7 protein-coding genes are annotated in these 14,329 nt (G+C 65.8%); 3 read left to right on the top strand and 4 right to left on the bottom strand.

All coding sequences use genetic code 11. The features are described 5' to 3' along the window. Positions 1–399: 399 nt before the first annotated feature. From recC to recD, 3 genes are read left to right on the top strand one after another with little or no spacing between them, the layout of a single operon-like run. Positions 400–3,858, top strand: coding sequence for an exodeoxyribonuclease V subunit gamma (gene recC, locus ACL9RJ_RS24400; RefSeq protein WP_422765763.1), 3,459 nt, complete (start codon positions 400–402; stop codon positions 3,856–3,858). Further along, positions 3,855–7,550, top strand: coding sequence for an exodeoxyribonuclease V subunit beta (gene recB, locus ACL9RJ_RS24395; RefSeq protein ID WP_422765762.1), 3,696 nt, complete (start codon positions 3,855–3,857; stop codon positions 7,548–7,550). The genes recC and recB overlap by 4 nt, the downstream gene beginning before the upstream one ends. Next, a complete protein-coding gene (gene recD, locus ACL9RJ_RS24390) occupies positions 7,547–9,637 on the top strand; it encodes an exodeoxyribonuclease V subunit alpha (RefSeq protein ID WP_422765761.1) in 2,091 nt (696 codons plus the stop codon). Before recB ends, recD begins: the two co-directional genes overlap by 4 nt. A 131-nt stretch (positions 9,638–9,768) precedes the next feature. Here recD and ACL9RJ_RS24385 read toward each other — a convergent pair whose 3' ends face one another. The 4 genes from ACL9RJ_RS24385 to ACL9RJ_RS24370 all read right to left on the bottom strand — a co-directional run bounded on the left by ACL9RJ_RS24385 (position 9,769) and on the right by ACL9RJ_RS24370 (position 14,323). Then, a complete protein-coding gene (locus tag ACL9RJ_RS24385; protein WP_422765760.1) occupies positions 9,769–11,310 on the bottom strand; it encodes an amino acid ABC transporter permease/ATP-binding protein in 1,542 nt (513 codons plus the stop codon). A gap of 261 nt (positions 11,311–11,571) precedes the next feature. Then, positions 11,572–12,363: an ABC transporter substrate-binding protein gene (locus ACL9RJ_RS24380; RefSeq protein WP_422765759.1), complete on the bottom strand. Its 792-nt coding sequence runs from the start codon at positions 12,361–12,363 to the stop codon at positions 11,572–11,574. A 37-nt stretch (positions 12,364–12,400) separates the two neighbouring features. Continuing rightward, positions 12,401–13,459: an isopenicillin N synthase family dioxygenase gene (locus ACL9RJ_RS24375; RefSeq protein WP_177119301.1), complete on the bottom strand. Its 1,059-nt coding sequence runs from the start codon at positions 13,457–13,459 to the stop codon at positions 12,401–12,403. 12 nt (positions 13,460–13,471) lie between these two features. Further along, entirely contained in the window at positions 13,472–14,323 is an 852-nt protein-coding gene (locus ACL9RJ_RS24370; protein ID WP_177119300.1) for a sugar phosphate isomerase/epimerase family protein, read from the bottom strand. Positions 14,324–14,329 lie beyond the last annotated feature (6 nt).

The following is a 14,329-nucleotide window of genomic DNA, read 5'->3' as shown; positions in this document are numbered from 1 at the left end:
CCCCATGTGAGAGTAGGTCATCGTCAAGATTAAATTCCGAAACCCCAATTGCGAAAGCAGTTGGGGTTTTGTTTTTGGGGGCCAAAAGAGCGGCAAGCGGTCAGCTTCAAGCGGCAAGCCAGGGTGGGTGCGGCCGCAAGAACGATACAGGACTTGTGGGAGCGGGCTTGCCCGCGAAGAGGCCGGCAAGGGCGACGCAAGCCTCAAGGGCCTCTTCGTGGGCAAGCCCACTCCCACAGCGCCAGACCGTCTGCAGTATGCAAGGCTCCGGCTCATCGCCGGCAAGCCGGCTCCTACAAGGGGCGGGGATGAGGCCATCCCGGCGGCGTCCCGACAAGCCTGCTCCCACAGGAGGTGCTAAAGTCCTGCCTTCGTTTTGAATTCTCCAAGGAAGTCGGCATGCCGGACGCGACATCACTCAACCCTGCCTTCATGGTTGTCCAGAGCAACAGCCCTGAAGAACTGCGCAGCCTGGTGATCAACGTGATGCGGCGTTACCCCCTGGCGCCCCTGGAGAATGAGATCGCCCTGGTCCAGAGCAACGGCATTGCCCAGTGGCTGAAGCTGGCCCTGGCCGAAGACGCCGAAGACGATGACTCGGGAGGCTGCGGCATCGCCGCCGCCATCGACGTGCAACTGCCCGGCACCTTCATGTGGCAGCTCTACCGCATGGTCCTGGGCCGTGACCAGATCCCGGCCAAGTCGCTGCTCGACAAGGCCCCGCTGACCTGGCGCCTGATGCGCCTGCTGCCGGAACTGATCGACCAGCCGCACTTCGAGCCCCTGCAGCGCTTCCTCACCCACGACAGCGACCTGCGCAAGCGCTATCAGTTGGCCGAACGCCTGGCCGACCTGTTCGACCAGTACCAGGTCTACCGCGCCGACTGGCTGGAAGACTGGGCCGCCGGTCGTCACCAGTTGCGCAGTGGCCGCGGTGAAGCCAAGCCGCTGAGCCCGGCCAATTGCTGGCAGGCCGAACTCTGGCGGGCCTTGCTGCTGGATGTCGGCACCGAAGGCATGGCCCAGAGCCGCGCGGGCGTGCACCAGCGCTTTATCGAGCGCATCAACAGCCTGACCGCGGCGCCAGCGGGCCTGCCTTCACGGGTGATCGTCTTCGGCATTTCCTCATTGCCGGCCCAGGCCCTCGAAGCCCTCGCCGGCCTGGCACGTTTCAGCCAGGTGCTGCTGTGCGTACACAACCCCTGTCGCCACCACTGGACCGATATCGTCGCCGACAAGGACCTGCTGCGTAACGAATACAAGCGCCAGTCGCGCAAAGCCGGCATGCCGCTCGCCCTCGATCCCGAAACCCTGCACCAGCACGCCCACCCGCTGCTGGCCGCCTGGGGCAAGCAGGGGCGCGACTACATCAACCTGCTCGACAGCTACGATGACCCCAACAGCTACCGCGCGGCCTTTCGCGACGGTCGGATCGACCTGTTCAGCGAGAGCCTTCCGGCGACCTTGCTCAACCAGTTGCAGGACGACATCCTCGAACTGCGCCCCCTTGGCGAAACCCGCGAACTCTGGCCGGCCGTCGACCTCGATCAGGACCACTCGATCCGTTTCGAGATCGCCCACAGCGCCCAGCGCGAAGTGGAAATCCTCCACGACCAGTTGCTCGCCCGCTTCAGTGCCAAACCCGACCTGCGCCCCCGCGACGTGATTGTCATGGTCCCGGATATCGACAGCTACGCCCCACACATCCGTGCGGTGTTCGGCCAGCTCGAACGCAACGACCCGCGCTTTATCCCGTTCACCCTGGCCGACCAGGGCCAGCGTGGTCGTGACCCCTTGCTGATCGCCGTCGAACACTTGCTGAAACTGCCGGACAGCCGTTTCCCAGTCAGCGAGATTCTCGACCTGCTGGACGTTCCCGCCCTGCGCGCCCGCTTCAATATCGAAGAGCGCGACCTGCCGACCCTGCATCGCTGGATCGAAGGCGCCGGTATTCGCTGGGGACTGAACGCCGAGCAACGTGCCGGCCTCGGCCTGCCCGGCGAACTGGAACAGAACAGCTGGCGTTTCGGCTCGCGGCGCATGCTGCTGGGCTACGCGGTCGGTAGCGGCGACGGTTGCGAAGGCATCGAGCCGTACGACGAGATTGGCGGTCTCGATGCTGCCTTGATCGGCCCGTTGATCGCGCTGCTCGATGCCCTGGAAATCGCCCACCAGGAACTCTCCGAACCGGCCCGTCCGCAACAGTGGGGCGAGCGCCTGCAAGCGCTGATCCAGCTGTTCTTCCTGGCCAGTACCGAGCACGACGATTACCTGCTGATCCAGCTCGAACAACTGCGCGCCACCTGGCTGGAAACCTGCGAAGCCGTCGACCTGCAGGAAGAACTGCCGCTGACCGTGGTGCGTGAAGCCTGGCTGGCCGGCCTCGACCAGGGCCGCCTGTCCCAGCGCTTCCTCGCCGGCGCGGTGAACTTCTGCACGCTGATGCCGATGCGCGCGATTCCCTTCAAGCTGGTGTGCCTGCTCGGCATGAACGACGGCGATTACCCGCGGGCCCAGCCACCCCTGGACTTCGACCTGATGGGCAGCGACTACCGCCCTGGCGACCGCTCACGCCGTGAAGACGATCGTTACCTGCTGCTCGAAGCCCTGCTCTCGGCACGGGAACAGCTGTACATCAGTTGGGTCGGCCGCAGCATCCGCGATAACAGCGAGCGCCCGGCCTCGGTACTGATCGGCCAATTGCGCGACCATATCGCCAGCGGCTGGCGACTGCCCGACGCCGACGGCGAACAGCTGTTGCACGCCCTGACCCAGGAACACCCGCTGCAACCGTTCAGTGCCCGCTATTTCCACGAAGGCGACAGCGGCCTGTTCAGCTATGCCCGGGAATGGCAGCAGCTGCACGAACTGCAAGGGACGAGCCCGGCCATCGACGAACTGGCCGCCTACCTCCAGGAAGAACCGCTGACCCTGGCGCAACTGCAAGACTTCCTGCGCAATCCGGTCCGGCACTTCTTCAGCCAGCGCCTGAAAGTCTTCTTCGAAGCGGCCGAAGCACCTTTGGCCGACGAAGAACCCTTTGTCCTCGATGCGCTACAACGCTACAGCCTCAGCGACAGCCTGCTGGGCGCAGCGCTGATGCACGCCGACAATCCCGAGCAAGCGCTGCGCCAGCAGGCCCGGCGCCTGCAAGGCAGCGGCCTGCTGCCGATGGCCGGCTTCGGCGAGTTGCTGCAAGACGAACTGATCGAGCCGCTGCCCGACCTGCTGCAACGCTACCAGCAACTGTTGACGCTGTGGCCGACCCCGGTGACCAGCGCCGTGCCGGTCAGTGTCGATGCCAGCGGCGTGCGCCTCGAAGGCTGGCTTGCCGGCTTGCACCAGTGCAGCGATGGCGGCTACCTCGCCGTCACCACCATTCCCAATAGCATCGGTTCGCTCAAGACCCGCAAATGGCATCGCCTGACCCGGCCCTGGGTCGAGCATCTGGTGGCCTGTGCCTGTGACCTGTCGATGACCACGGCACTGGTCGCCAGTGACGATACCCTGCTGCTGCCGCCGTTCGAGCCGGAGCGGGCCCGCGCCATTCTCGGCGAGCTGCTGCTGGCCTGGCAGGCCGGCATGCGCCGGCCATTGCCGGTGGCGGTGAAGACCGCCTTCGCCTGGCTGTCCCAGCCCGACCCGCTCAAGGCCGACGCCGCCGCCCGCAAGGCCTACGACGGCGACGGTATCAACAGTGAGGGCGAGCGCCGCGAAAGCGCCGCCCTGGCCCGGCAGTTCGCCGACTACGATGCGCTGATCGCCAGCGAAGAGTTCACCGGCTGGTGCGACACTCTTTATCGACCGCTGCTCGAAGCGCCGTGGCGCGCCCTCGCGACCGGGGAGGCGCACCCATGACCGCTACCAAGACCCCGCTGGCCCTGGCCTTTCCATTGCGCGGCAGCCAGTTGATCGAAGCGAGTGCCGGTACCGGCAAGACCTTTACCATCTCCGCGCTGTACCTGCGCCTGGTGCTCGGCCACGGCGGCGAAGCGGCCGGTTTCGGGCGCGAACTGCTGCCACCGCAGATCCTCGTGGTGACCTTTACCGATGCCGCCACCAAGGAACTGCGCGACCGGATCCGCACGCGCCTGGCCGAAGCCGCGCGCTTCTTCCGCGACGAGACGGCCGCCCCGGACGACTTGATCGCGCAATTGCGCGCTGAATACAGCATCGAGCAGTGGCCCGCCTGCGCGAACCGCCTGGACATCGCCGCGCAATGGATGGACGAAGCGGCCGTATCGACCATTCACGGCTGGTGCCAGCGCATGCTGCGCGAACATGCCTTCGACAGCGGCAGCCTGTTTACCCAGACACTGGAAACCGACCACAGCGAACTGCTCGGCGAAGTGCTGCGCGATTACTGGCGGCTCTACTGCTACAAGATGCAGGGCGACGCGTTGAACTGGGTGCGCGCCAACTGGGGCGGCCCGGCGGCCTTGTTGCCAAGGGTCAGGGCCCTGTTTGGCAGCGACAGATCCGCTGGCGAACGACAGGATGATGTCGAGCCCGCCGAACTGATCGATGCCTGCCTGCGCGAGCGCCGCGCTGCCCTGGTGCAGCTCAAGACCCCCTGGAAACAATGGGCGGCCGAACTGCGGGAGATCTGTCTGCAAGGCGTGGCGAACAAGACGGTCGACGGCCGCAAGATGCAGGCACGTTACTTCGAACCCTGGTTCGACAAGCTTACTGCCTGGGCCGACGACGATACCCAGGAGCAACTGGATATCGGCACCGGCTTCACTCGCCTGACCGCCGATGGCCTGGCCGAGGCCTGGAAGGGCGAGGCCCCGCGGCATCCCGGTCTCGACGCCATGCCCGGGCTCAAGGCCAGCCTCGATGCCCTGCCGACGCCCGACGCCGCGGTGCTGGAACATGCCGCCCGTTGGGTTGGTGCACGCTTCGAAGACGAGAAGCGCCGCCGCGCCGAAATGGGCTTCGACGATATGCTGCTGCGCCTCGACGCGGCATTGCAGGCCGACGGCGGCGAACGTCTGGCGAGCCTGATCCGCGAACAGTTCCCGGTGGCCCTGATCGACGAATTCCAGGACACCGACCCGGTGCAGTACCGGATCTTCGAAAGCATCTACCGCATCGAAGACAACAACCCCGACGGCGGCCTGTTCCTGATCGGCGACCCCAAGCAGGCGATCTACGCCTTCCGTGGCGCCGATATCTACACCTACCTGCGTGCCCGCCAGGCCACCAGCGGGCGCCTGCACACCCTGGGCACCAACTTCCGTTCCAGCCATGCCATGGTCGACTCGGTCAACCACGTCTTCGCGCGCGCCGAGCAGCGTGAACAGGGGCGCGGCGCGTTCCTGTTCCGCGATGGCGCGCAGAACCCGGTGCCGTTCCTGCCGGTGGCCTCCCAGGGCCGCAAGGAAGTGTTCGAGATCGACGGACAGCCACCGGCGGCGCTGAATCTCTGGCAGTTGTCCTCCGAGCAGCCGTTGTCCGGCGCGGTCTATCGCCAGCAACTGGCAGCGACCTGCGCCAGCGAAATCGTCGCCCTGCTCAATGGCGGGCAACAGGGCCGCATCGGTTTCAGCCGCGATGGCCAACTCAAGGGCGTCCTGCCTTCCGATATCGCCATCCTGGTCCGGGACGGCAAGGAGGCCCAGGCGGTGCGCGGCGAACTGGCCGCTCGTGGTGTGCGCAGTGTCTACCTGTCGGACAAGGATTCGGTCTTCGCCGCCCAGGAGGCCCACGACCTGCTGGCCTGGCTCAAGGCCTGCGCCGAGCCGGATGTCGAACGTCCGCTGCGGGCGGCCCTGGCCTGTATCACCTTGAACCTGCCGCTGGCCGAACTGGAGCGCTTGAATCAGGACGAACTGGCCTGGGAAGCGCGGGTCATGCAGTTCCGCGGCTATCGCACGCTGTGGCGCACCCAGGGTGTGCTGCCGATGCTGCGGCGCCTGCTCCACGACTTCCAGTTGCCCCAGGCCCTCATCGCCCGCAGCGACGGCGAACGGGTGCTGACCAACCTCTTGCACCTGTCCGAGTTGTTGCAACAGGCGGCCGGCGAACTGGATGGCGAACAGGCGCTGATCCGCCATCTGGGCGAACACCTGGCGCTGTCCGGCCAGGCTGGCGAAGAACAGATCCTGCGCCTGGAAAGCGACGAGCAACTGGTCAAGGTGGTGACCATCCACAAATCCAAGGGCCTGGAATATCCGCTGGTGTTCCTGCCCTTTATCTGTTCGGTCAAGCCGGTGGATGGCAGTCGCCTGCCGCTGCATTACCACGACAGCGAAGGCCGCGCCCAGGTCAGCCTCAAGCCCACCGCCGAACTGATCGCCCAGGCCGACGACGAGCGCCTGGCCGAGGACCTGCGCCTGCTCTATGTGGCGCTGACCCGCGCGCAGCATGCCTGCTGGCTGGGTGTCGCCGACTTGAAGCGCGGCAATAACAACAGCTCGGTGCTGCACCTGTCGGCCCTCGGTTACCTGCTGGGTGGCGGTGCCGTGCTGGGCGAGTCCACCGTCCTGGCGGGCTGGCTGGCGCAACTGCAACAGGACTGCCCGACCCTGGCCTGGGGAGAGCTGCCAGAGCCCACCGATGCCTCGTTCCAGCCGCCACGCAACCAGGCAACCCTGCTCGAACCGTTGCTGCCCAAGCGCCGTGCCGCCGAGCACTGGTGGATCGCCTCCTACAGTGCCCTGCGCATCGGCGATCAGCTCAGCAGCGACAGTGACGAAGCGCCGGAAAGCCCCCAGGCGCAGAAACTCTTCGACGATGAGCGCCTGGACCCGGACGCGCCCCGCGAAGTCGCCGCCAGTGGCGGCGATATCCATCGCTTCCCGCGCGGCCCGAACCCCGGCACCTTTCTCCATGGTCTGCTGGAATGGGCCGGTGAGGAGCGCTTCACCGCCGATCGCACGCTGATCGAAAAGGCTGTCGCGCCGCGCTGCAACCTGCGGGGCTGGAAGGGCTGGATCGAGACCCTCAGCGACTGGCTCGCCCACCTGCTGCAAGTACCGTTGCGCCTCGGCAACGACCAGCCACCGGTGATCCTCGCGGGCCTGGACAGCTATCAGGTCGAGATGGAGTTCTGGTTCGCCAGCCACAAGGTCGACGTGCACCAGGTCGACGAACTGGTGCGTCGCCATACCCATGGCGGCGTGGCGCGGGCGGCGGCCGAGCCGGTGTTGCTCAACGGCATGTTCAAGGGCTTTATCGACCTGACCTTCGAACACCAGGGCCGCTATTACGTGGCCGACTACAAGTCCAACTGGCTGGGCGCCGACGATACCGCCTACACCGAGCAGGCCATGGCCGCGTCGATCCTGGAAAACCGCTACGACCTGCAATACGTGCTGTACCTGCTGGCCCTGCATCGCCAGCTCAAGGCTCGTCTGGTCGACTATGACTACGACCGGCACATGGGCGGCGCGCTGTACCTGTTCCTGCGCGGCACCCGTTCGCCCAGCCAGGGCGCGTATTTCGCCCGGCCGCCGCGGGAGCTGATCGAACACCTGGACCTGCTGTTCCAGGGCAAGCCCGTGCCGAAATCCGCGCCCGCCTGGGAACAGGGGAGTCTGCTATGAAACGTTCCTTCGCCGAATTGCTGCCCACCGCGTTGAGCGACGACAGCCTGGCCGAACTGGCGCCGCTGAGTCGCGCCGAAGACCTGCTGCTGTTGCTCGAACGCTGGCTCGAACGCGGCTGGGTGCGGGCGCTGGACAAGGCCTTCGTGGCCTTTCTCCATGAGCTCGCTCCGAGCGGCGATCCGCTGGTGCTGCTGGCGGCGGCCCTGACCAGTCACCAACTGGGTCACGGGCATGTCTGCCTCGACCTGTTCGAAACCCTCAAGGAGCCGGACTTCGCCCTGTCGTTGCCACCGGAAGGCGATGTGCAGAGCGGCGCGATGCTGTTGCCCTCGCAACTGCTGGTGGCCCTGGACGGTGACGCCTGGTGCCGGGCCCTGCAGGCCAGTTCGCTGGTGGCGTTGGCCGACGATCATGGCGCCGGGGCCGGACAGCGGCCGCTGGTCCTGAGTGGTCGGCGCCTGTACCTGCGACGTTATTGGGGCTACGAGCGACGCATCGACAACGCCTTGCGCCAGCGCCTCGCTGAGCACGAAGCCAGCCCCGACGATCTGCCGCGGCGCCTGAGCGAACTGTTCGGCGTGGCGGCTGCCGGCGAGCGCATCGACTGGCAGAAGCTGGCCTGCGCCCTGGCGACCCGTGGTGCCTTCAGCATCGTCACAGGCGGTCCCGGTACCGGCAAGACCACCACCGTGGTGCGCCTGCTGGCCTTGCTCCAGGCCCCGGCGGTGGAAGCCGGGAAACCGCTGCGCATTCGCCTTGCGGCGCCGACCGGCAAGGCCGCCGCGCGCCTGACCGAATCCATCAGTGCCCAGGTGCGCTCATTGCACATCGATGAAGCGGTGCGCGCGCGGATCCCCAGCGAAGTGACCACGGTGCACCGCCTGCTGGGCAGTCGTCCCGGCACCCGGCACTTCCGCCATCACGCCGGCAACCGCCTGCCGCTGGACGTGCTGGTGGTGGACGAAGCCTCGATGATCGACCTGGAAATGATGGCCAACCTGCTGGACGCCTTGCCGGTGCATGCACGGCTGGTGTTGCTGGGGGACAAGGACCAGCTCGCCTCGGTGGAAGCCGGCGCGGTGCTCGGCGACCTGTGTCGCGATGCCGAGGAGGGCTGGTACAGCGCGCAGACCCGCGACTGGCTGCAAGCGGTCAGCGGTGAGGACCTGAGCGCCAGTGGCTTGCGCGAAGACCTCGATCACAGCCATCCGCTGGCCCAGCAAGTGGTGATGTTGCGTCACTCGCGACGCTTTGGCGAAGGCAGCGGCATCGGCCGGTTGTCGCGGCTGGTCAACCAGCAGGCGGCGGATGAGGCGCGTGCCCTGCTGGCGGCGGGCAGTCATGCCGATCTGTTCGCGCTGGCCCTCAAGGGTGAGCAGGACCGCGCGTTCGAGAAGCTGGTGCTCGACGGCCAGGGCAGCGAGCGCAAGGGTTATCGGCACTACCTCGGGGTGATGCGCGGCCAGCGCCCGGCGGCGGGCGTCGACCTTGATGATCCGCGCTGGTCGGACTGGGCCCGGGCCGTGTTGCAGTCCTTCGACGAATTCCAGTTGCTCTGTGCCGTGCGCAAGGGCCCCTGGGGCGTCGAAGGCCTGAACCAGCGCATCACCGCGGCGCTGTTCGCCCATCGCCTGATCGACAGCGACCAGCACTGGTACGAAGGGCGCCCGGTGCTGATGACCCGCAACGACTACGGCCTGGGGTTGATGAACGGCGATATCGGCATCGCCTTGCGCCTGCCGGAGCGCGACGGACCGCAAGCCGGCCAGCAGGTGCTGCGCGTGGCGTTCCCGCGCAACGACGGCCAGGGCGGCGTGCGATTTGTCCTGCCGAGCCGGTTGAACGACGTGGAAACCGTCTACGCCATGACCGTGCACAAATCCCAGGGCTCGGAGTTCGCCCATACCGCGCTGATCCTGCCGGAGGCGCTGAACCCGGTGCTGACCAAGGAACTGATCTACACCGGGATCACCCGGGCCAAGGACTGGTTCAGCCTGATCGAACCCCGCGGCGGCGTGTTCGAAGAGGCCGTGCGGCGCAAGGTCAAGCGGCTGAGCGGGTTGATGCTGGAGCTGGGAGAGTAGCTGCCTGTACCGGCCTCCTCGCTGGCAAACTGCACTGAGAACCTTGTGGGAGCGGGCTTGCCCGCGAAGGGGCCCGCGAGATCGCTGAAGACTTCCAGGCAATCCCGATTCCCACAGGCACCGCGTTCGCTTCAGTCGAGCTGCGCCACCGCCACCTTCGCGGCCGCCTCGATCCCCATGAAGCGCCGCACCCGTTCACCCCGCGGCTCTTCACGAATCGCCCCGGGGCTGGCATCCAGTTGCACCACGCCGTTCTCCATGAAAATCACCCGGTCGGAAATCGACATCGCAAAATCCATCTCATGGGTGACGATCAGCATGGTCATGCCTTCATCGGCCAGGTCGCGAATCACCTTCAGGACATCGCCCACCAACTCCGGGTCCAGTGCCGAGGTCGGTTCGTCGAACAGCATCACTTCCGGCTCCATCGCCAGCGCACGGGCGATCGCCACCCGCTGCTGCTGACCACCGGACAACTGATGCGGGTACTTGTGGGCATGGGCCAGCAGGCCGACCTTGTCCAGCAGCGCCAGGGCCCGCTGCTCGCCCGGTACGCGCGCCGTGCCGTGGTAACGCGGGGCCAGGGTGATGTTGTCGAGAATGCTGCGGTGCGGGAACAGATTGAAGTTCTGGAACACCATGCCGATGCGCCGTACACCGCGGCGCACCTGCGCACTGTTGGGATGATCGGCGGCACTGATAAAGCTTTCGCCGAACAGCACGATCTCGCCCTGATCGATGCTTTCCAGGCCGTTGATGGTGCGGATCAGCGACGTCTTGCCCGAGCCGGACGGGCCGATGATCGACAGCACCTGGCCGCTGCCGACGTTCAGGTCGATGCCCTTGAGCACCTCATGGTCGCCATAGCGCTTGTGGATATTCTGCAATTGCAGGGCCGGCGCGGCCCCGGCGACGGCCTTCGCACGGTCTGCCGCGGCCAGCGCTGGCAAGCTCGCCCGCAGGCTGGCGGCGGCGCTGTCGACGAGGGTCCGAGGCTTGCGCTGGCTGAGGTCCAGATACTGTTCCAGGCGCTGCAACAGCCAGCCGAACAGACTGACGATCAGCACGTAGTACACCGCCACCGCGCCGAGGGTTTCCATCACCAGGAAGTTCTGCGCATAGAGGCGCTGGCCCACCGTGAGGATCTCGGTGAGGGAAATCACCGAGATCAGCGACGTCAGCTTCACCACCGTGATGTATTCGTTGATCAGCGTCGGCAGCGAGATGCGGAAGGCCTGGGGAATCACGATTAGGCGTTGCAGCCCGAGCAGGCCGACACCCAGGGCCCGGCCGGCCTCCTTCTGGCCCTTGGCGACCGAGATCAACCCGCCGCGATGAATCTCGGCCATGTAGGCCGCTTCCGTGACCACCAGGGCGAACAAGCCCGAATAGAACGGGTTCGACAGTACACGGCCGGTAACCGGAAACAGCTGAGGCAAGTTGTAGACGAACACCACCAGCACCAGCAGCGGGATACTGCGGAAGAACCAGATGTACACCACTGCCGGCAGACGGAACCAGGCCGCGCTCGACAGCTTGGCCGAGGCCAGGACAAAGCCCAGCAGCATGCCGATAAACCAGGCCAGGGCGCTGAGCTCGACCACCGTGACACAGGCCTGCCAGAAGGCCGGCATCGAGAACAGCGAAAAGAAATAGGGCCAATCGAATTGCATGGGAACCTCGGTGTGGCTGTATCGCAGGTTGCGGGGGATCCTTTGCATCCACTATCCCTGTAGGAGCCGGCTTGCCGGCGATGAGGCCCTCGAGCCTTGCATCGCCTGACCGGTCGCTATCGCCGGCAAGCCGGCTCCCACAGTCGATCGTTCCCACGCTCCGCGTGGGCATGCAGCCCGTGACGCTCCGCGTCACAAGCGCCGACGCTAGCGTCCGGCGAGGCATTCCCTTGCCGCGCGCGGGAACGATCAGGGCGGTTGTTACTCCGCCGCCTCCAGACTGTACTTGCTCAGGATCGCCGCATACTCGCCGCTCTTCTTCGTTTCCTCGAAGGCCTTGAGCAAGGCCTGGTACACCGCGTCATTGCCCTTCTTCACGAAGATCCCGAGGGTCTGCTGGTAGATCGGATGCTCGGTGGTCACTACCACCCGGCCCTTGGTCCGTTCGGCGATCATCTTCGCCGCGCCGGCAATCTCCACCTGCGCCTGGATATTGCTCGACAACAGCGCCTGGGTGACTTCCGGCGCCGACGGATATTCACTGACCGTGATCGCGCCCTTGCCCTTGGGCACGCAATAATCGGTGGACAGCTTCTGGAACTGTGCGACCCAGGTCGTGCCCTGCTCCAGCCCGACCTTCAGCCCGCACAGGTCTTCCGGGGTGGTCGGTTTCAGCGCGCTGTCCTTGGGCACCATGATTGCCGCGCCGGTCTTGGCATAGGCAATCGTCATGGCCTGGGTCTGGCGCTCGGGAGTGATGTACATGCCGGAAATGATCGCGTCGAACTTGCCGGCATTGAGGCCCATGATCAGGCTCGGGAACTTGGTGTCGATAAATTCCGCCTTGCTGTCCATGTGCCTGGCCAGCGCCTGGGACAGCTCCGGATCGGAGCCGACCACGTTCTTCTCGGCGTCATAGGACTCGAACGGCGGGTAGGTGATTTCCATGCCGACTTTCAGTTGGCCGGGGGTGGTGGTCGCGGCGGCGAAAACGCTGCCGGCGCAGAGCAGGCCGGTGGCGACCAGGGTCAGGCGGGGGAGGTGCTTGAGCATGTGCGATAACTCCAGGATGAGAAGGTAAGCGGCAGGTTCAGGAAGGCTGCGCCTGGTTTTTCAGATGACCGAAGCTCGATGGCTTGCGGGCTTTTTCCGGCAGGGCGATCTCGCCGTTTTCCACGCGCTTGCGCAGGTACTGGTAGGTCTGCAGGGCCTGGCCATACATGTGTTCGCCGATGGCGATCTGTTCGTATTCCTGGCCGGCCCGGGCAAAGCTGGGCAGCGGCTGGATCAGGGTGTGGAAGTCGCAGGCATAGAACAGCGGGAAGGAGTAGCGCTCCTCGCTCACGGTGCGCACGCGGTGGGCGGTGGCGACAAAGGTGCCGGCGGTCATCACTTCGAGCATGTCGCCGATGTTCACCACGAACGCGCCGGGAATCGGCGGTGCGTCGATCCACTGGCCCAGGTCGTTCATCACCTCCAGGCCGGGCTTGTCGGCCAGCAGGATGGTGAAACACTCGTAGTCGGTGTGGGCACCGATACCGGGGGCGTCCTGGGCGGCATCGTCGAACGGGTAGTGGATCAGTCGCAGCTTCGATGGCGGCCGGCTGACCAGGCTGTCGAAGGTGTTTTCCTCCAGCCCCAGGGCCAGGGCGAAACCGCCGAACAGCTTGCGCCCGAGGGCGAACACGGCGGCGTAGTAGGCCTGCACGGCTTCCTTGAAACCGGGCAATGGCGGCCACTCGTTCGGCCCCAGCAGAGGCGTGCCGGCGAGCACCAGCGGATCGTCCGCCGGCACTTCGAAACCGATGTCGAAGGCTTCCTTGTGGTCCGGCTTGCCCTTGGCGTACACCTCTTCGCCCTCGGGCACGAAACCTTTGTGGCTCTTCGACGTGCCGATGTAGTGCTGCATCTTGGCTTCGAGCGGCTGGGCGAAGTAGTCCTTCGCCGCCTGGCGCAGGTTGGCGATCAGTTGCGGATCGATGCCGTGCTCGGTGATGTAGAGGAAACCGACCTCGCTGGCGGCGGCCCCCAGTTGCTCGGCGACCGCCAGGCGATGCTCCAGCTCTACGCTGAACAGCCCGGCGATATTCACCACCGGAATGCTCTTGAAGTTGGCTTGGGCCGGACTGTTATGGCTGTTCTCAGGCATGACGCAAACACCTCACGGGTGGGTTGATTGGCTGAAGCGGTCGAAGTGCGCGCGTTCGGTCCCGGCCATCCAGACGTTCAGCGACCACAGGTCGGCGACCGGGACATTGGTGAAGGGCAGGTGATGCAGATAGCCGTCGGCGCCGAACTCCGGGGTCAGGGTGCTGACGGCATAGCCGCGGGCCTGCTGGGAACGCCAGATGCTTTCCCAGTGGGCCTGGTGGAAGGCCAGTTCGCGGGCGTATTCCGGGGCGCCGGGGTGTGGCACCTGAGGGCCCTGGTCATAGCCGACCCGGGCCTGGATATGGTGGACGCGTTCGACAAACGGCCCCAGGTCATCGGCCGGATCGTCCAGCAGGCGTTCGCAGGTGACGATCCAGTGGCTGATATCGCTGGTGAAGCGCAGGTCGGGCAGTTGGCGGATCAGTTCGAGGGTCAGCCAGGGGTTGAACAGCGAACGCGAGCGGTGGGTTTCGAAGCAGCAGGTCTGCCCCGATTGGCGAGCCAGGTCCATGGTCGCACCGAAGAATTCCACCTGTTGCGCCAGGGGCCAGCGGTCGTTGCCGGCCAGCACGTTGACGAAGCGCGGCTCCAGTTCGGCGGCCCAGGCCAGTTTCTGTTCGAGATCGCGCAGGTGCTCGGCGGGCGGCGCGGCCTGCTCGGGGAGCACGTCGTAGGCGGTGAAGACCGTGCTGATATAGCCCAGTCGATTGGCCCGCAGGAAGGCGGCGAACTCGGTGCGTTCCCGGGCCTGCAACGGCAGGCGCGCTTCCATGCCGTCGAAGCCGGCGCCCAGCAACTCGTCGAGTGCCTGGGCCTTGCTCGCGGTGTAGCCCCAGAGGGTGCGGAAAATCTCCAGTTTCATCGGTGA

It is taken from the genome of Pseudomonas sp. Mn2068 (assembly GCF_049319725.1).
GTDB lineage: Bacteria > Pseudomonadota > Gammaproteobacteria > Pseudomonadales > Pseudomonadaceae > Aquipseudomonas > Aquipseudomonas gingeri.
The sequence above is the reverse complement of the archived record's forward strand: the minus strand, read 5'-3'. Positions and strand labels throughout refer to the sequence as shown.

What these genes read in the sequence shown, in the direction of transcription:
- recC (WP_422765763.1), top strand. Translation starts at nt 400, where the DNA reads ATGCCGGACGCGACATCACTCAACCCTGCCTTCATGGTTGTCCAGAGC.
- recB (WP_422765762.1), top strand. Translation starts at nt 3,855, where the DNA reads ATGACCGCTACCAAGACCCCGCTGGCCCTGGCCTTTCCATTGCGCGGC.
- recD (WP_422765761.1), top strand. Translation starts at nt 7,547, where the DNA reads ATGAAACGTTCCTTCGCCGAATTGCTGCCCACCGCGTTGAGCGACGAC.
- ACL9RJ_RS24385 (WP_422765760.1), bottom strand. Translation starts at nt 11,310, where the DNA reads ATGCAATTCGATTGGCCCTATTTCTTTTCGCTGTTCTCGATGCCGGCC.
- ACL9RJ_RS24380 (WP_422765759.1), bottom strand. Translation starts at nt 12,363, where the DNA reads ATGCTCAAGCACCTCCCCCGCCTGACCCTGGTCGCCACCGGCCTGCTC.
- ACL9RJ_RS24375 (WP_177119301.1), bottom strand. Translation starts at nt 13,459, where the DNA reads ATGCCTGAGAACAGCCATAACAGTCCGGCCCAAGCCAACTTCAAGAGC.
- ACL9RJ_RS24370 (WP_177119300.1), bottom strand. Translation starts at nt 14,323, where the DNA reads ATGAAACTGGAGATTTTCCGCACCCTCTGGGGCTACACCGCGAGCAAG.